The organism is Arthrobacter sp. zg-Y1171 (genome assembly GCF_025244845.1).
In the GTDB taxonomy this organism is placed as follows: Bacteria; Actinomycetota; Actinomycetes; order Actinomycetales; family Micrococcaceae; genus Arthrobacter_B.
The window spans coordinates 1,512,348-1,532,878 of the sequence record NZ_CP104264.1; the positions used below are offsets into that span (position 1 = coordinate 1,512,348).

The following is a 20,531-nucleotide window of genomic DNA, read 5'->3' on the forward strand; positions in this document are numbered from 1 at the left end:
GCCCCTCATTGCGGCTCGTCGGGAAAGAAAAGGTCCTCGATGGTGCAGTTGAAGACGCCGGCGATCCGAAAGGCCAGCGGCAGCGACGGGTCAAAACGTCCGCGTTCGATGGAGATGACGGTCTGGCGGGATACGCCCAACGCGTCAGCGAGCCGCTGTTGGGACCAGGCCAGGCGCTGGCGCGACTCATGCACCAGGTTCTTCACGTCAGCCTTTCCGCCGGAGCACCAGGTACCGGATGCCGAAGGAGGCGAAGCCCAGAGCGATCACAGCGGGAAGGATGAGCTTCAGATCTACGGAAAAGTCCTTGGGAATGAAGGCCAGAACGGTAGCCGCGACCCCAAGCACCAGGATCAAATCCATGAAGGAAGCCGCAGCAGCCTTGTCGATCCACCCGGATTCGACGGAGTCGTCAGGACGTTCGGTTGCTCCTATCAGCGTGTTCCGGTCCACGACCAGGACATAGACCAGGGCCACAGCCGGCATCGCGATGCAGGCGGCAAAGACACAGAAGCTGAGCGCAGGATTCGATCCGCTGATTCCGGCCAGGACGGACAACCAACCTCCTGCTGCTCCCAGTGCTAATCCACAGGGAACAGCGATGGCTGCGGCCGGTACGCGGCCGGTTCCAAACTTGGCATATCCCCACTTTGTGCGGGTTTGCTCAACGGACATTGCCGGCCTCCTCGGATGTACAGCTCGCTTTACACGTCTAGTTAGCTTTACAGGTTTGCCGCTGTCAAGAGTGTTGAGGCGGCCCCGGATCTCGGACTTAACCTGGCGTGTGGCAGAGACTGCCATCCGTCACCGGCACTGTACGATCCAGTGATCTTCTCTGGTTAGTAACACTTGGCACCGAGCCGGACATGTAGAGGTATGGGGACAACACGAAGCTCTAAGGAACGCGAGGCCCGCTTCGCCGCGCTCTACGCGACAACATACGGTGACGTCCTGCGCTTTGTGCAGCGCCGGACGGAATCGCACCGGGCCGAAGACGTAACCCATGAAGCCTTCATGGCAGCATGGCGCCGGCTGGATGAGCTGCCTCGGGAGCCAGGGGACGCGCGGGCATGGCTGTACGGCACGGCCCGCAACTGTCTGCTCAACGATCAGCGTTCCCGTGCGCGCCAAGGTGCCCTTGAGGTTCGGATAGCCTCCCATATCCCGGAATTCATTGATCCGGAGGACGACTTGGTTGCCCTTCAAGTGGACCTGGCGGCCGCTTGGAGCAGGGTCCGGCCCGAGGACCGGGAAGTGCTGTCGCTCGCAGTGTGGGAAAACCTGACCTCTCCGCAGGCCGGCCGCGTACTGGGAATCTCTGCGGCCGCCTACCGTATCCGTCTCCACCGCGCACGCCAGTCCCTGCACCGTGCCCTTCGGCACCGGGCGCCGGACTACTCGACCTTGGAGGAATTGATATGAAACCCGATACCTATCTCAGGGCCCTGCGCACGCTGGACCCGGCACCGCGTTCCGCACCGGACGGCGAATCCCGACGGCGGTACGAGACGGGACTGCAGCAGATCCTTGCCACCGATCCCACAGCCGGGGCGGGCACAACAGCCGAACGGATCGAGCTGGCCCCGCGTCGGCAGCACCGGCGCACCCGCTGGATAGCGGTACCGGCCGTCGCGGCGGTCCTGGCGGCCGCCGTCGCACTGGCCCCGAACCTGCTTAGCGCGGAAAATGCTTACGCTTCCTGGACACCCGTCCCTGAGACCCTGACCGACGCAGACCTGGCCACCACGGAAAAGGCATGCCGCGAGCAGGGCCTGAACATCGACTCTCCGTCACTCGACATCGCCGAGCGCAGGGGGGAGTGGGTGGTGCTCCTTTACGCCGGAGCGAACGATACCTCCGCGGACTGTCTGGCGCATGTGCCGGTAGGCAGCGGCCGGGCGGACGACGTCGCAACCTCGGGCAACGGCGGAAAAGGTGCAGTGCCCGTCGGGGATCAGTTCACGCAGGGTCCCATCACCGAATACAACGACCGCAGGACGCTGATCAGCCGGCCGCGGCCTACGGTTTCCCTCACCCAGGGCCATATCGGGGACAACGTTGTCGCCGTAACCATTCACACGGCCGATGGGCAGCAGGTCCAGGCCTCCCTCGAAGACGGCCGGTACGTTGCCTGGTGGCCGGGAACCGCGTTCGGTTCCGAGCTTGAGGGCAACGGCGGCCCCGCACCTGACCTCGCCTACACCATCACCCTTCGTGACGGGACGGTCCTGGACGACGCCGAACCGACCAGCCCCTGAGGGGTACCGTCGTACGGGTACCGGGCCCTTCGTACGCATCGGCTAGCTGGGACGGTCCAGGATGCTCAGTGCCCGATAGATGGTTGTGTGGATAGGTGCAGGGGTATTGTGCTTCGCGGCGATACGGGCGAGGGCGCCGTTTTGTTCTTCGAGTTCGGAAGGGCGACCCGCGATGAGGTCGCGCTGCATGGAAGCGGTGCTGTCGGGCGTGAATGCGTCGTACTGGGCCATTGTCGTTTTCACGTCATCCTCGGTGAGGTTCACTCCAACCGCTGCGGCGATCGTGGCGACTTCACGCATGGCGTCTTCAACTAATGCCCGCGTGCCCGGGTGGGTCCGCGTTTCACCCACGTTTTTACGGCACAGCGCTCCGACGCCGCCGTAGGAAGCAATGAGCATGAACTTCCGCCACAGCTCGGTGGTGATGTCGTCAGAGATACGGGTGCTGATGCCGGCTGAAATCAAAGCGGCGGCGAGGGCCTGTACGCGGGCTGTTGGTGTGCCGTCGAGCTCTCCGAGGGTGACAGCGGGATTCCCGCCAACATGATGGACGTGCCCGGGCTCGACTAGATAGGAGATGATCATGCACAGACCGCCCAGAGCATGCCCGCCGCCAACGGCTGCTGTGATCTGTTCGGATGCGGTGACCCCGTTCTGCAGCGGCAGCACCGGGGTATCGGGGCCGAGGAGCGGCAGCGCGGTTTGCATGACGTCGCGGACCTGGCCGGCTTTGCAGCCTAGGACGACGGCGTCGCACACCCCGATGGCTGCAGCGTCCGTTGAAACACCGGCCAGCGCGATGAATTCATCCCGTCCGTCGCCCGAGGTGAGGTGAATCCCATGGTCGGAAAGGGGATCGACATGGCGGGGCGTAACCAGGAGGTGGACGTCGTGGCCTGCCCGGGACAGGGCGGCGGCGAAGTAGGCGCCGACTCCGCCGGCGCCGACGATTCCGATCTTCATGATTGTGTGGTTGGTAGGTTGCGCATGCGGCTAAGGATAACCATGACGGGAAGGCAGTCGCTCCCCACCGGAGCATCACCGCCCTACCGAGCTTTCCTCCGGGAATGACATCGGCAATATGGCAGACTCTGCGAATGCCACTTATTCAGGTACTTAACGCCTCGCCGTCCACCACCGAGAAGAAGCGCCAGCTGCTGGCAGCGCTTACGGAAACTTATGCCCGGGTTATGGAGATTCGGCCGGACACTATTCGGGTTGTTCTTCACGAGCTGCCCCGTGAGAATTGGTCGGTCGCCGGAGTGACCCTGGCGGACTCCGGCCAGGATGAATCCGTCCGGGCCGGCTGACGACAGTCGCCGTTCCCCACCGGCAGCGGATGCGTCCCAGCCCGTTAGGGCCAGTCGACCGGGTACGGCGATTCCATTTCCTTCGGCCGACTGGAGCGCTCGGACTCTGAACTATCCACCCCACCTTGGGCGGCCGCTAAAGAATCCTTCGATGGGGCACAGATTCAAGGTTTAGAGGTGCTTCTTCATTTTCGTGGTCACTATTTCGTAACCCATCGATTCGTAGAGTCCTCGGGCGCCGTGGTTGAATCCGAAGACGCTGAGTCCAAGGGTGTGGGCGCCTTGGGAACGCGCGTAGTCTTCGGCCAGCTTCATTGCCTTCCTGCCTAGCCCTTTGCCGCGATGCTCCTCATCAACGACTATGTCCCACACCCACCAAGAGCGATGATCTTCAGAACTGTCAGTTCCAACCCAAAGGTAGCCAATGGTTGTGCCGGTACCGTCAAGAACATCGAACACGGCATTATCTGTGGTTGGAATGTTCTCAGGAAACGCGGCATCTAGGCTCTCATAAGCGCGCCGATGTGCCTCTTGCGGGGATTCGCCTGTCGTAATGAGATCAGATGCGTATTCAGTGCGGCTTCGTTCCATCCAGGCAGGGAATTGTTGGGCGCGGAGAGGGACGAGCTGAACAGTCATTTGATCAGCTTGACAGTAAGATGCAGGAGCGGCAAAAGCCGTTACCGAGATCCTCGCGGAGAGATTGAGAGCGTCTCACGAGCGATGGAATCAGAGACAACTGCGACGAATCCATGGCGCGGGAGGAACGTCTGCTCTCCCAGTACAGTGGCCACCAACGGCACCTCGGACTGGTCATTGTGCCCTTTCGGAACGGCCGGGCAGTGGAGAAGCCCCCGGAGACAGGGAATGAGTTATGCGGGGCTGCCGTGGGTTATCGTTCCCGGATGATGTTTGAAACCGACCGCCTTGAAGCCCGCCACTTTGTGGAGAGGATCTGGAGGACTTTGCAGCGCTCTGCGCGGATCCTGCGGTCATGCGGTTCGTCGGTGACGGGACGACATTGGACCGGTTCGAAGTCGCAGGATGGATTCAGGTCTGCAAAGAAAAGTATGCGAAGCGCGGCTATGGCACCTCACCCGTCTTTGAACGGGACAGCGGCGAATTTGTCGGCTATTGCGGCGTCATCCGTGCGCCCGGCCAGGACTTCGACGAACTGATATACGTTTTCCATCAAAGGTTCTGGGGCAAAGGTTATGCCACCGAAATTGGCCGGTCGATGCTCGCCTACGTCTTTGAGGTCTCTAATCTGGAGTTCATCTCCGCGACGATCGATGCCGGCAACGAGCAGTCGAAACGGGTAGCGCGCAAGATCGGAATGGCGGAGCGGCCGTTTCCCGACGACGAGGTGAGCTACTGGACTATCGATCGCCCTGACGACTAACGGGCCTGGCCCTCGACGCCGATAGCCCCTTGTCTCTTCCCCGCCGCATCGTGCAACGAAGAGCGGTACCGCACCTCCGTCAGGGTGGAGCCGGAGAAGGACTCTTCTTTGGTTGCTCCGTCCAAGGACATTCCCCTTCGTTCGTAGAATTTCCTTCCCCGCTGGTTGGAATCCAGCACCCACACGGACAAAGCGGTGTGTCCGCTTTCGCGCAGTTGGTTCAGCGCTGCTTCCCACAAGCGGCGCCCGACTCCCGTGCCGACAAATTCCTCCAGGAGGTAGAGGGCGGTGACCTCTCCGACCTGCGGGTCGGCGTCGTCGTCGCTGCTGCTGTCCGCATGGGAAAACCCCACGACGTTCGAGCCGATCACGGCCAAATGTGGTTGCGGCACCTGCCCTTCATGGATCATTCGCTTCCAGCCCGCAGCTCTCCGCTCAATGTCCAGTGCATCGAGGAGGGAATCGGGCATCAATCCGCGATAGGCCCATTGCCATGCGTGGACATGGACGCGAGCGAGGTTGTGGGCGTCATTTTCGATGGCTCGGCGGATTTCAACGGCTGGCATGGGCATTAGTCAACAATGAGAAGGCTATTTGCGCTAGGACTTTCTTTGGCGCACAGGGGGATATTGCCCCGGGCCCGTGATTGGACGGTTGCGCCATTCGTTAGGGTGTCTAAAGTAAGGCCGTCCCACGGGCACAACGTGACAGTGGTCGGCACACTCCGGTTTTCGGGTACCACCGTGGGGGAATCAGCATGAACAAGCACGTCGTCGCACCTTGTCTTGCAGCGCTGCTGCTCGTTACGGCCTGTGCTCCGTCGTCGCAGGATCCAGCCTCTTCAACCGACGGGGCCGATGCGTCCCCGTCCCGGACCTCCGCCCCTGTTCCGGCGAGCCCCTCCCGGACACCCGAGCCCACCGCGACTGAGCGGCCAACGCTGGGCAAGCCCGCCTCCTACGAGGAAGGCTTTCCCTACGCGACCGGTGCCCTACCGGCGCGGTGGCTGAGCCAAGCCGGTTGGTACGCCCAAAAAGGGGCCGGGGCGGAGGTCATCGGTGACCTGACTGCCTTCGTTGAGCAGGATATGCAGACCCGGGACCAGACCCTCGTGGTGACCGACAGCGCCGGCGACATCCTGTATCGGTCGCCGTCCCTCGGACTGGACCCGGAACAGCGCGTCGAGCCGTCCCTGGACCGGGTGCGGCAGAACGGGCAGGAGTCCTTCACGTTTTACCAGATCGGCGTGCCGCTCCAGCCAGGCGCCGGTCAAGGTGCTGCACCCGTTGCCCAGCTGATCGTCGTCGACGCGGCGGGGAAAGCAACGGCCGTCGAAGAGGATATGACCGGCTACCGTCCGACGTCGACGCATGACGGTAACGGTGCGCTGGCCTTCACCGCCACCGACGGCGGCCTCGGCATGCAAAGCGGCGTCGCAGCCGGCCCGGACAGCGCCGGTTTTGTCCGGGTGCTCAATGCCGAGACAGGACTGCTGGAACCGATTCCGGAACTTGAGGGGCAGTCCTGGCTGGCCCGGATCGACGGGGTGGACGTGTACCGCTCACCCCGGGCAGCGAACCCGCAGCAGGGTCTGCCGGAGGCAACGCTCAGCATTGGCGAATGGTCGACGACGTTCGCGGACCATCCGTCCGGGTCCATCGTCTTCGGCTCCACGTTCGTTTCCGTCCGCAAAGTGGACGAGACGTGCGAGTCCGTCGACGTGCACACCGGGCAACCGGTTGTCTTCGAGGGCGCGGCACAGGGATGCGCCTTCCCGGCGGCCCGGCTGCCCGGATACGCAACAGCGGCCAGCCCGAATGGTGAGCTGCATCTGATGCACTGGCAGAACGAACAGGGCGTTGACGCGCAGTGGGTGGTGAATCTGAGGACGGGGGAGCAGAAGCGGATCGACCCGGCGTCAGACTTTTACCCCGCCATGGTCTCCGACGCGGGCGAGGTGTACGGCAGGAACAACGCCGGGGATAGAACCGGGTACCTGAAGTTCCCGGAGCAGATGGCGCCGCAGTTCGACGAGGCGAAGCGTGACCTCCCCACGGCGATCACCAGTGAGGGCCTGGCAATGTTCAAGTACGAGGACCTGCCGACCTATTTCGCGCTGCCGGTGGACTAGCGGAAACCTGGCTCAATGGCAGGCGACCGGCTGCTGCTCAAACCTGGTGGGCCCCACGGGCACGTAACCGCTGAGCTCGTTGCCGTCGGCGTCGACCTGCACCGTGTATTCACTGTCTTCAACCAGCCGATACCCGTTGGGGGTGGAGGCGCCGCCGACGGTGAGCAGCCCGCCGGACGCGGTCCATTCCAGGGTGTAGTTGCCGGCCTCGATCGGCCGGTAGCCGTCGTCGCTGTTCCACTCACCGGCCAGCCTGCCGATTCCGTGGCTGCCGACCGCGTAAACCTTGCCGCTTCCTGACATGAGGAAAGCGGACTCACGCACTGCGGCGCGGCAGCCCTCCGGTCCCTGGGGATCCAGAATGAAGCTCTCGGTCCCTGCGTCGAGCAGCGATCCGACGGCGATTCCGACTCCCGCGACGGCGGCCGCCAGCAGTGCCGGAACGGGGGAGTGCAACCGTGGATTTTTGCGGTCGCCGACGCGGTTCCGAGAGCCGAGCCACCGAATCGCCACGGAGGCCAGCAGCAGCGCGGCGGCCGCCGGCCAGGGGCTGACGACGTGGGAGCCGATCACGAGGATCCAGCCGGTGGCAGATGACAGGACTAACGCGAGCCCAAGCAGCAGGCAGGCACCGGGCACAACAACCCGCAGCGCAACTGTCCGGTAGCGAGGTTCGTTGGAGTCCACCGGTTACAAGCTTTCCCGGAGCCACGCGTTTGCCCGGGCGACCGCTTGCCCGATCTCGTCCGTGGGCCGGCCGTTCAATAACGCGAACGCGACTTGCTGCAGCCGGAAGGTGTTCCGCCGGATGGCAGCACGGCGCACTTCCGCGGAGCCGGCGATCAGCGGCAGCTTGTCCCACCCGTTCCAGACACCGATGCAGGCAAGATCCGTGGAGCGGTCGCTCCGGGACGCCAGATCCCAATCCAGTACCCCGACTATGCGGTTCCCTTCCCAGAACACGTTGTGCCCTCCGAGGTCTCGAAGCTGGCCGGGTTCGCCTTCCCCTGCAGGGCACGGTCCGCCGGGGAAGCCGATCGAGTCCGGGATGCTGTCCACCAGCTTCTGCCGCTTCCGCATGGCGGCCGCCGTGTCCGAGTCCCGTGCAATTCGAACGGCGGCGGTGCCGTCCAGCAGGACCACGGTGTGGGCTGACCCTATGTCCACAATTGAGCGGGTGATGCTTGGGCAGCGGGCGGCAGCCCTTCAATGGCGGCATCCACGAGGGCATGGAGTGTGCGGCTCTCGATTGTCCCCATGGTCAGAACCTAACAGGATGGTCAAACGGTCGTAGGACGCTACTCTGATCCGGGCCCCGGCCGACTCACAATCAGCCCCGTTACGGCCGCTCTGCTGCCGCCCGCTGGCGGCCGGCATGCGTGCGGGCCTTCATCCGGTTGCCGCACACTGCCATGGAACACCACTTGGCGGTGCCCGGCCTGCTCCTGTCGATGAGGAAGAGGTTGCACTCGTTGTTGGCACAAGGACGAAGACGGCCTGGTAATTCCCGGACAACACGGGACCAGGCAAGCGCCGCACGGAAGGCTATCCGCTCGTCCTCCGGCGCACGCACTTCCCAGTGGAGTCCCTGCGGAGTGACCCGGGGGACCAGGGCGCCGTCGCCCAGCGCTGTTGAAAGGCGGGACAGTGCGTCATTGGATTCCCGGACGGCGTCCTGCAGGCACTCCCGCATCCGTCGAAGATGTTCAAGCTCGGCTGGAGAGCCCGTGCCTCCGTAGCGTGCAACGAACTCGACGCAGGAGGCGCCCGCGAGTCCATCCGTGGGACGGCCCGCGACAACGGGTGTGCTGTTCAGCAGCGCCAGCAGCAGGTCTTCATCCTCGACCATCGGGTTCCTTTCTCGGAGGACGGCACACTTTCCAGGGGTTACGCGGGTGCGCTGAACGAGTTCCATGCTACCGTCCCATAACCAGTAAAACGATTGTTAGGGGTTAGTCCATGGTCGCCGTCCATCACCGCACCGTTTCCGTCAACGGCCTAGACGTGTTTTACCGCGAAGCCGGCCCCGTGGACGCCCCGGTGCTGCTGCTCCTGCACGGATATCCCACCAGCTCGCACATGTTCCGCCACCTCATCCCCAGGCTCGCCGAACAATACCGGGTGATCGCCCCGGACTCCATCGGCTTTGGCCGCTCGTCAGCGCCGTCGGTGGAGGAGTTTACGTACACTTTCGACGGGCTGGCCGAGGTGACGCGTGCTTTCCTGGTGGAACTCGGCGTGGACGCCTATACGGTCTACACCCAGGACTACGGCGCCCCCATCGCCTGGCGGCTGGCGCTGGCCAACCCGGCAGCGGTGGAAGGCGTGATTTCGCAGAACGGCAACGCCTACGAAGAGGGTTTTGTGCACGACTTCTGGGCGCCCATCTGGGCCTACGGTGCGGACCCTTCGCCGGAAAACAAGGCGGTCCTGCGTCCGGCCTTGGGCCGGGAGGCAGTCGAGTGGCAGTACAAGCACGGCGTTCCGGATCCCACCACAGTGGACCCGGACGCCTGGGAGCACGATCTGGCGCTCCTGGCCCGCCCCGGCGTCGACGAGGCCCAACTGGCGCTCTTCGGCGACTACCACACCAACCGGGCACTGTATCCGGCGCTCCACGAATTGCTGCGTTCCACCCAGGTTCCTGTGCTTGCCGTATGGGGGCGGAATGACGAAATCTTCGGTCCGGCCGGAGCCGAAGCGTTCCGCCAGGATGTCCCCAAGGCGCGCGTGGAACTTCTCGACGGCGGCCACTTCCTCCTCGAGTCACACCTCGACGAGGTTGCGGACATCATTCTCGACTGGCGGTCCGGGTTCTAGCCGGCAGCGCCGCGGCAAAACGACGACGGCGGGGCCGGGCGGCCGTCGTCGGAGAGCCCCACCGTCTACGATTCCCGGGGAAAGAACCATGAGAAGCTACCGCCGGTCCTGTTCTCGCGCTGCTGCGGGTGGGCGAGGGCCTTGAGAACGGACCGTCGAGGACGCGGTCGCCGGCGTTGGTCGGCTGCTGTGCGGGCTGGGATCTGCGGCCATGAACCCGGCATGACAAGATGGCCTGCATTGCTGTGTCTATGAGTCCCAGCACTCACCAACCCTGAAGGAGCTCCGATGCCCGCTTCCGAAATGCGTTCGAAAACGCTTGAATACTCCCCTGCCGAACGGGACGTCGCACGCATATTCTCGCGGACCGGACTCGAGCACCTGCAGGCGCTTGCCGCCGGTGAGGTTCCCGGCCCGCCGATCAGCAGCCACGTGGGGCTGCGCCTCGTCAGCGTGAGCGAGGGGGATGTGGTGATGACGGCGGAACCGGACGAATCGCACTACAACCCGATCGGGTCCGTCCACGGCGGCTTTTTCGCCACCGTCCTGGACTCCGCCTGCGGCTGCGCCGTGCACTCCACGCTGCCGGCCGGCGCCGGCTACACCAGCCTCGAACTCAAAGTGTCCTTCCTGCGGCCCGCCACCGCGAACACGGGCACCGTCACCGCCCACGGATGGGTGACCAAGGCCGGACGCAACGCAGCGTTTGTCGAAGCGGACCTGCGCGACGCCGCCGGCCGGGTTCTCGCTACCGCGTCAAGCACCTGCCTGGTGGTGGGTCCCGAGCCGTCGGGAAGTTGAGCCAGCGGTGAGGGAGACGGTGACGAGGATGGCGCAAAGCAGCACCGATGTCAGCATCAAGACCAGATAGGCCACCGTTACCAGCACTGCGACCGGTGCCGTTTCCCAGACCGCGGAAAGCGGCATCGAACTCAGGCTGTTGAAACGAGGAATACCGCCCGGCTGGTACCGGACAACCTCCGCGGAAGGGTGAATGCCGGAACACGCACCCTGGAACTGCTGGGCCCGATGGCCGGTTCCCTTGCCGGTGGAGCACTGGCCACCATCGACGTGGCCCTCCCGGTCGCTGCAGGCGGCGCCGTCTTCGTTGCCTGCACCGGGTTGGCACTGCTTCTGGTCCGCAGCGGCGAGGAAATGCCGCCCGAAAATGCCGCAGCGTTGGTCCCGCGAATAGGCTAGCCCGCCTGCACCATGGCCCGGTGAAGGGGAGCACGACGACGGCGTATCCGCTCCTCCTCAACCGTCAGGGGAGTGCGGGGCCGACGTCGCCGGATTCCGGATCCCCAGGAACGCGACCGCCCCGGCCGCCAGGAACAGGACCGCGGTCACCAGCACCGTCTGCTGGAAGCCCGGAAAGTCCAGGGCGCCGCCGGACACGGTGCCGGCCAGCGCGATGGCAATGAGCCCGGCCACCCGCGACACGGCATTGTTGACCGCGGAGCCGATGCCGGCGTCGTCCTCGCTCAGTGCGCCGAGCACCGCGGAGGTCAGCGGCGCCACCATCAGCGCCAGGCCCAGCCCGCACAGCAGCAGCCCGGGCAGCAGCTCGGTAAGAAAGTCCAGCGGCGGCTGGACCATGAGCATAAGGAGGAACCCGGTCCCGCAGATCACCGGCCCGGCGGTCATAAATAGGCGCGGCCCGTAAGTCCCGGCCAGTCTGCCGACGCGGGCGGACAGCAGCAGCATGGCCACCGGCAGCGCCAGGGCAGTGAAGCCGGCCGCCGTCGCGGAGAACCCCGCGGTCTCCTGCACGAAAACGGTCACGGCGAAGGTCCCCAGCGAGAGCCCGGCGTAAGCGCCCGCAGTGACCACGTTGCCGTAGCGGAAGTTCCGCGCCCGGAACAGGGACAGCGGCATCATCGGTGCCGGTGCTCGGGCCTCGCGCAGCAGGAACAGCACTAGGGCCAGCAGCCCTGCGGCCAGGGGAACGACGACGGCGGGATGCCCCCAGCCGAGCCGCTCCTGTTCGATCAGTGCATAGACAGGACCTGCCAGTCCGGCAACGGCCAGCACAACGCCGGGCAGGTCGAACGCGGCCCGCCTCGGTCCGCTGCTCTCCTGCAGGCCGGTCATCAGCAGCAGGCAGGCGGCCACCGGCAGGACGTTTACGGCGAAGATCAGCCGCCAGCTTCCCACGTCCACGAGCACTCCGCCCAGAAGCGGGCCGATGATCGCGGCCGTGCCGGTCCACGCCGTCCACCTGCCGATCGCGGCGGCCCGCGCGGCGTCGCGGTACGCCGTCGTAATGAGCGCCAGCGAGCCGGGCACCAGCAGTGCGGCGGTGATGCCCTGGATGCCGCGGGCGAGGATCAGGACGCCGGGTGCCCAGGCCAAGGCGCAGGCGAGGGAGGAGACCCCGAAGCCCAGGATGCCGATCCGCAGGATCCGCAGCCGGCCGAAGGAGTCCGAGAGTGAGCCGGCCAGCAGGATGAACGCCCCCAGGGTGAGCAGATAGGCGTTCACGGTCCACTGCTGGGTGGGCAGTCCGCCGCCGAGTTCTCCGCTGATGGCCGGCAACGCCACGGTGACGACGGACCCATCGAGGAAGGCCACGAAAGTGGCGAGAATGGCGACGGCCAGCAGCCGGGTGTTGCCGGAGGGTCTGCTGGCCGCGCTGGTCATGAACGAAATACTAAGGTGCCGGGCTCACCCGATCCCACAGCTCACAGCCGTGCTCGGCATCGACCGTCGCCGTCAGGCCAACCGCTATTCCGGCCGCTGACCATGCGGGCCCGGATAAGGGCCTTTACCTGTTGTGGAACGGCAAAAGCGTGGACCTGCGGGCAAAGGGGGGCTGCCAGTGCCTCGGCCCGCGGGGGCACTGGCTAACTCTCTGAGGGCTAAGTAGATTCACGACTCACAAATCCGGTTGCCTCGTGCAGGACCGGCGAAAAGCGTCGGCACGCAACTTAGCAAACTAGTCTGTTTCTAGGAGTCCACCATGGTTTCACCAGTTCAGATCGCGACTCGTCCGACTCGGACCGTGAGTGCCTACGCCGCGATATCGCCCACTGATCCGCTAGTCGCTACCACGATTGAACGACGCAGCGTTGGCGCGAAAGACGTACTTATCGAGATCGCCTACGTGGGGATCTGCCACTCAGACATCCACACTGTCCGGGGTGACTGGGGGCCGGTCCAGTACCCGTTGACGGTGGGTCACGAGATCGTCGGGGTCGTCAGCGAGATTGGTGCGGACGTCACACAGCACCAAGTCGGCGACCGCGTCGGCGTGGGGTGCCTCGTCAACTCCTGCCGTGAATGCGCCAATTGCCGCGCGGGTGCCGAGCAGTACTGCCTCAACGGCAACACCGCTACCTACGGCGCCGTGGACCGCGACGGCACTATCACCCAGGGCGGGTACTCCACGCATATCGTCGTGGTGGAGGACTTCGTGCTGAGTATTCCGCAGAGCATCCCGTACGAAGCGGCCGCGCCCCTCTTGTGCGCCGGCATTACAACCTATTCACCACTGGCGCACTGGAATGCCGGCCCAGGCAAGAAGGTAGCCGTCATTGGGATGGGCGGGCTCGGTCACATGGCCGTAAAGATTTCGCATGCCATGGGAGCGGAAACCACGGTTCTCTCGCACCCGCTTAGTAAGCAGGAGGACGGGCTGCGGTTCGGTGCTGACTACTACTACGCCACGAGTGACCCGGCTACATTCGAAACCCTCGCCAACACCTTTGACCTCATCATCAACACGGTGAGCGCGAAGATCGACGTGGATGCCTACCTCTTACTGCTCGGCCTCGACGGAACCATGGTGAACATCGGTGCGCCGACCGAGGTATTGCCGGTACAGGTGTACACGCTGTGCAGCAACCGGCGCTCGTTCGCGGGCACTGGTATCGGCAGTATCCGTGAGACCCAGGACATGCTCGACTTCTGCGCAGAGCACGGCATCGCACCCGAAATTGAACTCATAGCCGCCGACGCCATCAACGATGCCTACGAACGTGTTCTCGCATCCGATGTTCGGTACCGGTTCGTCATCGACACGGCGACACTTCCGGCGATCTAGGCGGGCAGCAAGCTGCCGCACACGTTCGCGGCTGGCCGCCTTCGGCGCTCATGAATCTGTCCGCAGTCAGCCGGCCTTGATGACCGCACGGCAGCTGCGCAGGAAGGACGCGGCGAGGTCCTCGCCGTCGGCGTCAAGGTAGCCGGCAACCATCGCACCGCCGTGAAGAAGCATCAGATCCTGGGCCACAGCGCTCGGGTCGGCAGGAGCCAGGGGACGGACAATTTCCGTGTACGCAGCCTTGCACCATTCGCGGTGGTCCTTGATGGTTTTACGGACCGCACTGGCGGGATCCGGATATTCTGCCGCGGCGTTGATAAAGGGGCACCCGCGGAATCCGGGTTCGCACGACATCGTGCCTAAGTGTTCGGCAATGAGTTGGAACGTCTTATCGGCATCTCCGCCTGCGTGTTCCATTGCAGCGCCGATTCCCTCGCGCTCAATCTTTGCCCGGCGTTCCAGGTGGGCCACCACCAGGTCGTCCTTGCTTTTGAAATGCCGGTAGAAGGTCACTTTCGTCGTGCCGGCACGGTCGATCACCTTGTCAACACTGACCGCTCGTAGCCCCTCGGCATAGAACAGCTCAGTCGCGGCTTCGACGAGTCGTTCCCTCATCGATACCTTCACAGCCTCCGCCATGGTTTTCCTTCCCGTTGCCCTTGCGTGTCCCCGTGATCCACATTACGCTCCTTCTAGGTAGAGTGACTGGTCATTCTACCAGCCGCAAACGGCCTTCCGTATGGACGCCGGGCGGCTTCACCTCCGATGAAAGGACAACCCAGATGTTCAACAATTCACCCCGATTGGGGTCCGCCACCGATTCCGCCGCCGCCGAAAACCAGGGCGAAAACCAGGGCCTGCCGACCATAGTGCTTGTGCACGGCGCGTGGGCCGATTCCTCCAGCTGGGAGCCGGTGATCAACGAACTCCTGCACGCAGGATTCCCGGTCCGGGCCGTTGCGAACCCGCTGCGGGGCGTGGAACATGACACGGCCTACCTGGCCAGCTGCCTAGCGGCGGTCGAGGGTCCCGTGGTGCTGGTGGGCCATTCGTACGGCGGTGCAATCATCACGAACGTCGATACGAGTGCCTTCGATGTGCGAGCCCTCGTGTACGTCGCGGCATTTATCCCGGTTGCGGGGGAGACGGTCGGCCAGCTGGCCGCTCAGTCTTCGACCCCGCTGCCCTTGGCGACAGTCGAGACACCAAGCGGGCCTGAGGTGCACATCAGCCCGGAGGGCTTCCGCGAAGCGTTCGCCGCCGACGTCGACCAGCGCACGGCAGGTGTCCTCGGCATCGTCCAGCGTCCCGCCAACGTCCGGGCGGTCGCGGAACCGATCACCCGGGAGGCCTTCCGTACCGTGCCCGCCTATGTACTCGTCACCACTGCGGATCGGGCCATCGACCCGGACCTGCAGGGGATGATGGCGCATCGTACCGGCGCGGCCGTCATCGAGGTCGAGGCCTCCCATGCCGTCATGGTCAGCCATCCCTCGACCGTCGCGGGCCTCATCCTCCAAGCCGCGACGTCGGCTGTAACCGTCCGATGACCCCTCACAGGCCCCCTTCCCGCTTTCAAACACTTCAAACAGAACGGAACGTCATGACTGCATCAACCATCCAAACCCCACCGGCGATCTCGCCGGTCCTCCGGAAGCTGTACTTCGTCCGCTTCGGATTCGCCATCGTCTGGGCAGTCCTTATTGCCCTGACCGCTTCCACCCTCGGACCCTTCAGCATCGCCCTGCTCATCCTCTACCCGCTGTTCGACGTCGCGGCCGCCGTCGTCGACCACCGCGCCTCCCGCGCCACCCGTCCCGGCCCGTTGCTCCTGGTGAATATGGCGCTCAGCCTGCTGACCGCCGTCGCCCTCGGCGTGGCCGTCACCTCGGGAGTGTCCGCAGTACTGGTCGTCTGGGGTGTGTGGGCTATTACTGCGGGCGCCGTCCAGCTCGCCGTTGCCGTTTCCCGCCTGCGGCTGGGCGGGCAGTGGCCGATGATTCTCAGCGGCGGCATCTCCACCCTCGCCGGCACCGGATTCATCCTGATGTCCGGCAGCTCCTCGGCGGCCCTCACCGGCGTCGCGGGATACGCCACCCTCGGCGGCGTGTTCTTCCTGCTCTCCGCGATCCGGCTGCAGCGTCTCGCCAAGGCAGGCACGCGATGACCGGGACAGTTACGGACGTAATTGTTATCGGCGCCGGTCCGGTGGGGGAGAACGTTGCGGACCGGATAGTTGCCGGCGGCCTGAGCGCGGTGATTGTCGAATCCGAGCTGGTGGGCGGCGAATGCTCCTACTGGGCATGCATGCCGACCAAAGCGCTGCTGCGGGACGCCGCCGCCCTCCGCGCCGTCCGGCAGCTGCCCGGGGCCGCCGCGGCGGTAACCGGCAGGCTCGACGTCGACGCGGTGCTGGCCCGCCGGGACCGGTTCGCCTCGAACTGGAACGACGAGGGCCAGGTCGCGTGGCTGCAACAGGCCGGCATCACCCTGAAGCGCGGGCACGGGCGGATCAGTGCCCCGCGGACCGTGGAGGTCACGGGCCGGGACGGCACGGTCAGCACGATCAAGGCGCGTCACGCCGTCGTCGTCGCCACCGGCACCAGCGCGGCGCTTCCGCCGATCCCCGGACTGGCGGACGCCGCCCCGTGGACCAGCCGTGAAGCGGTGTCCGCGAAGAAAATCCCGGAGCGGCTCGCGATCATCGGCGGCGGCGTCGTCGGCACGGAAATGGCATCGGCCTTCAGCGCGCTGGGCGCTGCGGTGACGTTGATTGCGCGCGACGGCGTCCTGCCGAGGGTCGAGCCGTACGCTGCCGAGCACGTTGTCGCGTCCCTCGGGAGCAGCGGCGTGCGGGTGCTGATCGGTGCAAGCCCTGGCGAGGTCACCCGCGATGCCCGCGGCACCGTGCACATAGCGTTGGCCGACGGCGGGATTATCGACGCCGACGAGGTCCTGGTTGCGACGGGACGCAGGCCGAATACCGGCGACCTCGGGCTTGAACGCCTCGGGCTCGCGGCCTCCGGCTGGCTGAACGTGGACGAGACGCTCCGGGTGGTCGGCCCCGACGGGACCGTGCCCGACGGCGGCTGGCTTTACGCCGCGGGCGACGTCAACGGACGGGCGCTGCTCACCCACCAGGGCAAGTACCAGGCCCGGGCTGCGGGGGACTCGATCGTGGCACGGGCAACCGGCGCTCCTGTGGAGGACTTCCCGTGGGGGCGTCATGCGGCGACCGCCGACGTCCGGGCAGTTCCGCAGGTCATCTTCACTGACCCCGAGATTGCCTCCGCCGGCCTCACGCTGGCCGGCGCCGTCGACGCCGGGCTCCGGGTCCGTTCCGTGGAATACGACCTTGGATCGGTTGCCGGTGCCTCCCTGCATGCCGACGGCTATACCGGCCGGGCAAGCATCGTCATCAAGGAGGACACCAACACGATTGTCGGGTTCACCGCCGTCGGACCTGACGTGACCGAGCTGGTGCACGCCGCAACCATCGCAATCGCCGGGGAAGTGCCGATCGACCGGCTCTGGCATGCGGTTCCGGCCTATCCCACGATCAGTGAAGTCTGGCTCCGGCTCCTGGAGACCGCCGCACGGTAGACAACCGTCCCACGTGCCCGGACACTTCAACCATCCCCACCCCCGAAAGGAAAGAACACCATGCCCACCAAGATCACCTTCGTCATTGATAACCCCGCGGACCCCGACGCCTTTGAGGCGGCCTACAAAGGCATCGCGGACAGCGCCAAGCAGCTCCCGAAGCTGCTCCGCTACGAGGCAGGAAAGGTATGGCCGAAGGAAAACGGCTCGCCCACGCCTGCCCACCGGACACTGGACCTGTACTTCGACACCTATGAGGACGCCTCCGCTGCCGTAACAACACCTGCGGCCGCGGACCTCTTCGGTCAGCTGAAGGCCACCGGGACCACCTTCATCGCCCTGTTTTCGGAGGTGGAAGAGAGCTAGGCGGCGCACGGTTTGCCCGCCTTGATTCTTATCCGTCTCGGGTCGATGCCCGTGTTCCATCACCGGAACACGGGCATCGGCTTTTAACCTTTGTGCCCATCCGCTCCTCAGGCCGGAGCCGCCCCGTAGTAGGCTTCGGGCCATGGGAAATCGGCGAAGCACCAGTGAATCGGATTACCGGATGTACTCCCGCCCGGTGCCTGGCGAAAGCGGGGACTGGGTGGAAGTGGTGGATGACGGCGGGGAACCTCCGCGGGTGTCCAGTCGTACTACCCATACCGAAGCGGAGTTCAGTGACGCGGACGTTGACGGCGCCGCTGCTCAAGGGCCCCTCGGAGTGGCTGCTGCCCCCAGGAGCCGGTTCAACCCCTATCTCTGTGCCGCGTGGGCGGTTGTGGCGATGATGCTTGTCCTTGGACTGATCTGGCTCTCCGGCAACCTCCAAATCACGTCGGCCATTTACGGCGGCGGCAGTGCAGTCACGAGTGCCCAGGACGTAGCGATGATGAACTTCCAGATGATGGGTGTGTATCTGCTGCCCTTCGGCCTGGCCGGTGCCCTTGCGCTGCTGATGCTTCAGGCTGCCGGCTACCGTCGCGAACGCCGGGTCTAATTCAGATCGCGTCTCCCACCCGGGAGACTGCTACTGCTGATCCGCCGGTCCGCCCGTTATCGATAGGTCTCAAAGTGTCAAAAGCGAAAGAAATCCCCGGTGTGCAGCCGAGCGAGAGCCTCGTTCCGAAGGTGACCAGTTCGTGGTTGCTGATGGGCATGCTGGGTGGCCCGGGCATTGGGCTCATCCTCGCAGGTGTGGCTATGGACGAGACTGAGGGCAGTCCGGCAGAAGAGTTTTGGTTCGTATTACTCCTGGTTTTTCTCCTCGCTGCGCTTGTGGGTCTTGTGGTCGCGATCCCGCTTATCGTGAAACTCAGGAAGGCAATATCAGCAGCCAACCGGAACATCGCCGAATCCCTGCGGTGGCAATACGGGTTCACCGTTGACCGCCCGAAAACTTTGATCCTGACCGGCAATTCCACCATCCGGCTGAATCCCTTCGACATACCGGCGACCGACACTTACGGGCGGGCGGTCAATATCCGAATCAGCCCGGATGAAACGGGTACCAAAGTGGTCGCCTCCATCTGCGAGGAACATCCCACTCCAGCGGCAAACCATCCCTACGAAATGCATTAGGGCGGACTAATCGGCGAGCTCATAGTGCGAGACGGTGCGGTCACGCTCCAGCAGGTACCGATCGTCCTCGGGATAGAAGACGGCTGCGCCGACGTCGTCGCCCGCGAAAGCGCGAATCGCCTCCAAGGAAACCCATAGGGAAGCCGTGACAATCTCGCTACGCCCCTCGTCCAGACTCCGGGTGAGAATCCAGGCGCCGAGGTTGCCGGCCGTGGCGCGGTACTCGTCGATCCCGGTCTCCTGAACGTATTCGACGTATGTCTCGAGGTCGTCGCTGCGGACTACGCCGCGCCACGTCCGCACAATGCGCATGCCGATCCTTCCGAAGATGGCGGGCTGCCGGATCCGCCGGGCCCAGGGCGCAGGAGCCTAGCGCCGGCCGGGCTGGGCCGCCAGAGTGAGACGGTTGTCGGAGGGCGCCATTGACGCCGACACCGCAGCGCCGTAGGTTATCGACAATCGTTAATAACGAAAGTCGATATGGGGGGAACCATGAAGCTGATGAAAAACACCGGCGCGCCGGCAGACGAAAAGAGAATCGTTTCGCGAACGGACGCGACCGTATTCATGATTGTGGCGGCATTGGCCGCGGTGGTCAGCACTGCCTTTTCAATCTCCGAAATCGTCGGGTACTTCACGGGCCCGGTGACGCTGGATCTTCCGGTCAGCGCACAGGACCAGAGTGTGGACGGGCTGACGGCCGGAGTGACAGCGCACTACACAACACTGACGGCTACGGTTCCCGCTCTTCCCTCCGGCCCCGCAGCGCTCCTTGCCTGGTCTTCGGCGCTGCACCAGGCAGGTGTGCTGGCCGTCCAGGCGTTGGTATTCCTGCTCGCCTACCGGCTCCGCAGTGCGGTCCTGTTCACCGCCGCGTCCGTACGGATCATCGGCGCCTGCGGCATCGTCCTGCTGCTGGTCGGGACGTTTAGCCAGGGCCTCTACGGAATCGCGCTGCCACGCGTTGCGGACCTGGTCGTGATGGAGCGGCAGACGGGCGACGAACTGGTCCTCTTTGAAGGCACGCTGAGCCCCTGGCCGCTGGTGCTTAGCCTCGTCCTGATACTGGTTGCGGGAGTCTTCCAATACGGCCGTCGGATTCAGCAGGATACGGACGGCCTGGTCTGATGCCGGCGGATGATTCGTCGAACATCCACTGCCGTCTTGATGAACTCCTGGAAGCCCGCGGGATGACGTTGACGGAACTGAGCCGCCAGGTTGGCGTGAGTCTGGTGAATTTGTCGGTGCTCAAGAATGACCGGGCCAAGGCCATCCGGTTCTCCACTCTGACCGCGATCTGCAATGCGCTGGATTGCGAGGTGGGGGATCTCTTAGTGATTCCGCGTCCCGCTTGAATCTGTTTTGGTTTAATCCGTGATCCGTGCGATCCAGCCGTATCGTT

27 protein-coding genes and 1 pseudogene are annotated in these 20,531 nt (G+C 64.7%); 17 read left to right on the forward strand and 11 right to left on the reverse strand.

Going from position 1 to position 20,531, the window contains the following annotated elements; translation table 11 throughout:
- Positions 1 to 5: 5 nt before the first annotated feature.
- Positions 6 to 206, reverse strand: coding sequence for a helix-turn-helix transcriptional regulator (locus N2L00_RS07070; RefSeq protein ID WP_255863153.1), 201 nt, complete (start codon positions 204 to 206; stop codon positions 6 to 8).
- Between the two features lies 1 nt (position 207).
- A complete protein-coding gene (locus N2L00_RS07075; RefSeq protein WP_255863152.1) occupies positions 208 to 675 on the reverse strand; it encodes a hypothetical protein in 468 nt (155 codons plus the stop codon).
- Between the two features lie 201 nt (positions 676 to 876).
- On the opposite strand from N2L00_RS07075, the gene N2L00_RS07080 reads away from it, so the two are divergent.
- Positions 877 to 1,422, forward strand: a complete 546-nt coding sequence (locus N2L00_RS07080) for an RNA polymerase sigma factor (protein ID WP_255863151.1) — start codon at positions 877 to 879, stop codon at positions 1,420 to 1,422.
- On the forward strand, positions 1,419 to 2,258 hold the full coding sequence (locus N2L00_RS07085) for a hypothetical protein (RefSeq protein ID WP_255863150.1): 840 nt from the start codon (positions 1,419 to 1,421) through the stop codon (positions 2,256 to 2,258). Before N2L00_RS07080 ends, N2L00_RS07085 begins: the two co-directional genes overlap by 4 nt.
- A 42-nt stretch (positions 2,259 to 2,300) precedes the next feature.
- On the opposite strand, the gene N2L00_RS07090 is transcribed toward N2L00_RS07085, so the two are convergent.
- The gene (locus N2L00_RS07090; RefSeq protein WP_255863149.1) at positions 2,301 to 3,221 is read right to left on the reverse strand and encodes a ketopantoate reductase family protein; all 921 of its coding nucleotides are present in this window, start codon (positions 3,219 to 3,221) and stop codon (positions 2,301 to 2,303) included.
- Positions 3,222 to 3,355: 134 nt separating this feature from the next.
- Here N2L00_RS07090 and N2L00_RS07095 point away from each other — a divergent pair, with 134 nt between their 5' ends.
- A complete protein-coding gene (locus N2L00_RS07095; protein ID WP_255765983.1) occupies positions 3,356 to 3,568 on the forward strand; it encodes a tautomerase family protein in 213 nt (70 codons plus the stop codon).
- 171 nt (positions 3,569 to 3,739) lie between these two features.
- On the opposite strand, the gene N2L00_RS07100 is transcribed toward N2L00_RS07095, so the two are convergent.
- Positions 3,740 to 4,207, reverse strand: coding sequence for an N-acetyltransferase (locus N2L00_RS07100; protein WP_255765984.1), 468 nt, complete (start codon positions 4,205 to 4,207; stop codon positions 3,740 to 3,742).
- 310 nt (positions 4,208 to 4,517) lie between these two features.
- On the opposite strand from N2L00_RS07100, the pseudogene N2L00_RS07105 reads away from it, so the two are divergent.
- Positions 4,518 to 4,970, forward strand: a pseudogene (locus N2L00_RS07105) (GNAT family N-acetyltransferase); the annotation flags it as partial.
- Here the strand turns inward: N2L00_RS07105 and N2L00_RS07110 are convergent.
- The gene (locus N2L00_RS07110; RefSeq protein WP_255863148.1) at positions 4,967 to 5,440 is read right to left on the reverse strand and encodes a GNAT family N-acetyltransferase; all 474 of its coding nucleotides are present in this window, start codon (positions 5,438 to 5,440) and stop codon (positions 4,967 to 4,969) included. The pseudogene N2L00_RS07105 and the gene N2L00_RS07110 overlap by 4 nt on opposite strands.
- A gap of 287 nt (positions 5,441 to 5,727) precedes the next feature.
- On the opposite strand from N2L00_RS07110, the gene N2L00_RS07115 reads away from it, so the two are divergent.
- Positions 5,728 to 7,101, forward strand: coding sequence for a hypothetical protein (locus tag N2L00_RS07115; protein WP_255863147.1), 1,374 nt, complete (start codon positions 5,728 to 5,730; stop codon positions 7,099 to 7,101).
- A gap of 12 nt (positions 7,102 to 7,113) precedes the next feature.
- Here the strand turns inward: N2L00_RS07115 and N2L00_RS07120 are convergent, their stop codons facing one another.
- From N2L00_RS07120 to N2L00_RS07130, 3 genes are all read right to left on the reverse strand, one after another.
- Positions 7,114 to 7,788 (reverse strand): hypothetical protein, encoded by a 675-nt coding sequence (locus N2L00_RS07120; RefSeq protein ID WP_255863146.1) that lies wholly within the window; start codon positions 7,786 to 7,788, stop codon positions 7,114 to 7,116.
- 3 nt (positions 7,789 to 7,791) lie between these two features.
- The gene (locus N2L00_RS07125) at positions 7,792 to 8,268 is read right to left on the reverse strand and encodes a phosphotransferase (RefSeq protein WP_255863145.1); all 477 of its coding nucleotides are present in this window, start codon (positions 8,266 to 8,268) and stop codon (positions 7,792 to 7,794) included.
- A 172-nt stretch (positions 8,269 to 8,440) separates the two neighbouring features.
- Positions 8,441 to 8,950, reverse strand: a complete 510-nt coding sequence (locus tag N2L00_RS07130) for a CGNR zinc finger domain-containing protein (RefSeq protein ID WP_255863144.1) — start codon at positions 8,948 to 8,950, stop codon at positions 8,441 to 8,443.
- 110 nt (positions 8,951 to 9,060) lie between these two features.
- Here N2L00_RS07130 and N2L00_RS07135 point away from each other — a divergent pair, with 110 nt between their 5' ends.
- The 3 genes from N2L00_RS07135 (at position 9,061) to N2L00_RS07145 (ending at position 11,121) form a co-directional block, all read left to right on the forward strand.
- On the forward strand, positions 9,061 to 9,921 hold the full coding sequence (locus N2L00_RS07135; RefSeq protein ID WP_255863143.1) for an alpha/beta fold hydrolase: 861 nt from the start codon (positions 9,061 to 9,063) through the stop codon (positions 9,919 to 9,921).
- 288 nt (positions 9,922 to 10,209) lie between these two features.
- Positions 10,210 to 10,722, forward strand: coding sequence for a PaaI family thioesterase (locus N2L00_RS07140; protein WP_227921193.1), 513 nt, complete (start codon positions 10,210 to 10,212; stop codon positions 10,720 to 10,722).
- A gap of 189 nt (positions 10,723 to 10,911) precedes the next feature.
- Complete coding sequence (locus N2L00_RS07145) at positions 10,912 to 11,121, forward strand: hypothetical protein (protein ID WP_255863142.1); 210 nt, start codon at positions 10,912 to 10,914, stop codon at positions 11,119 to 11,121.
- A 57-nt stretch (positions 11,122 to 11,178) separates the two neighbouring features.
- On the opposite strand, the gene N2L00_RS07150 is transcribed toward N2L00_RS07145, so the two are convergent.
- Complete coding sequence (locus tag N2L00_RS07150; RefSeq protein ID WP_255863141.1) at positions 11,179 to 12,564, reverse strand: MFS transporter; 1,386 nt, start codon at positions 12,562 to 12,564, stop codon at positions 11,179 to 11,181.
- A gap of 319 nt (positions 12,565 to 12,883) precedes the next feature.
- On the opposite strand from N2L00_RS07150, the gene N2L00_RS07155 reads away from it, so the two are divergent.
- Entirely contained in the window at positions 12,884 to 13,966 is a 1,083-nt protein-coding gene (locus N2L00_RS07155) for an NAD(P)-dependent alcohol dehydrogenase (RefSeq protein ID WP_255863140.1), read from the forward strand.
- 66 nt (positions 13,967 to 14,032) lie between these two features.
- Here the strand turns inward: N2L00_RS07155 and N2L00_RS07160 are convergent, their stop codons facing one another.
- Complete coding sequence (locus N2L00_RS07160) at positions 14,033 to 14,605, reverse strand: TetR/AcrR family transcriptional regulator (RefSeq protein WP_255863139.1); 573 nt, start codon at positions 14,603 to 14,605, stop codon at positions 14,033 to 14,035.
- A 143-nt stretch (positions 14,606 to 14,748) separates the two neighbouring features.
- Here N2L00_RS07160 and N2L00_RS07165 point away from each other — a divergent pair, with 143 nt between their 5' ends.
- The 6 genes from N2L00_RS07165 to N2L00_RS07190 all read left to right on the forward strand — a co-directional run bounded on the left by N2L00_RS07165 (position 14,749) and on the right by N2L00_RS07190 (position 19,129).
- Positions 14,749 to 15,516 carry an alpha/beta fold hydrolase gene (locus tag N2L00_RS07165; RefSeq protein ID WP_255863138.1) on the forward strand — a complete coding sequence of 256 codons (768 nt, stop codon included), beginning with the start codon at positions 14,749 to 14,751 and terminating at the stop codon, positions 15,514 to 15,516.
- A gap of 53 nt (positions 15,517 to 15,569) precedes the next feature.
- Positions 15,570 to 16,133, forward strand: coding sequence for a hypothetical protein (locus tag N2L00_RS07170; RefSeq protein ID WP_255863137.1), 564 nt, complete (start codon positions 15,570 to 15,572; stop codon positions 16,131 to 16,133).
- Positions 16,130 to 17,569: an NAD(P)/FAD-dependent oxidoreductase gene (locus N2L00_RS07175; protein WP_255863136.1), complete on the forward strand. Its 1,440-nt coding sequence runs from the start codon at positions 16,130 to 16,132 to the stop codon at positions 17,567 to 17,569. Before N2L00_RS07170 ends, N2L00_RS07175 begins: the two co-directional genes overlap by 4 nt.
- 60 nt (positions 17,570 to 17,629) lie before the next feature.
- The gene (locus tag N2L00_RS07180; RefSeq protein ID WP_255766002.1) at positions 17,630 to 17,935 is read left to right on the forward strand and encodes an EthD family reductase; all 306 of its coding nucleotides are present in this window, start codon (positions 17,630 to 17,632) and stop codon (positions 17,933 to 17,935) included.
- A 142-nt stretch (positions 17,936 to 18,077) separates the two neighbouring features.
- Positions 18,078 to 18,548: a hypothetical protein gene (locus tag N2L00_RS07185; RefSeq protein ID WP_255766003.1), complete on the forward strand. Its 471-nt coding sequence runs from the start codon at positions 18,078 to 18,080 to the stop codon at positions 18,546 to 18,548.
- A 74-nt stretch (positions 18,549 to 18,622) separates the two neighbouring features.
- On the forward strand, positions 18,623 to 19,129 hold the full coding sequence (locus tag N2L00_RS07190) for a hypothetical protein (RefSeq protein ID WP_255863135.1): 507 nt from the start codon (positions 18,623 to 18,625) through the stop codon (positions 19,127 to 19,129).
- 6 nt (positions 19,130 to 19,135) lie between these two features.
- Here N2L00_RS07190 and N2L00_RS07195 read toward each other — a convergent pair whose 3' ends face one another.
- Complete coding sequence (locus N2L00_RS07195) at positions 19,136 to 19,441, reverse strand: hypothetical protein (protein WP_255863134.1); 306 nt, start codon at positions 19,439 to 19,441, stop codon at positions 19,136 to 19,138.
- 180 nt (positions 19,442 to 19,621) lie between these two features.
- Here N2L00_RS07195 and N2L00_RS07200 point away from each other — a divergent pair, with 180 nt between their 5' ends.
- Together N2L00_RS07200 and N2L00_RS07205 are read left to right on the forward strand one after the other, a co-directional pair.
- Positions 19,622 to 20,257, forward strand: coding sequence for a hypothetical protein (locus N2L00_RS07200; protein WP_255863133.1), 636 nt, complete (start codon positions 19,622 to 19,624; stop codon positions 20,255 to 20,257).
- Positions 20,257 to 20,484: a helix-turn-helix transcriptional regulator gene (locus N2L00_RS07205; protein ID WP_227933365.1), complete on the forward strand. Its 228-nt coding sequence runs from the start codon at positions 20,257 to 20,259 to the stop codon at positions 20,482 to 20,484. Before N2L00_RS07200 ends, N2L00_RS07205 begins: the two co-directional genes overlap by 1 nt.
- The last annotated feature ends 47 nt before the right edge of the window (positions 20,485 to 20,531 follow it).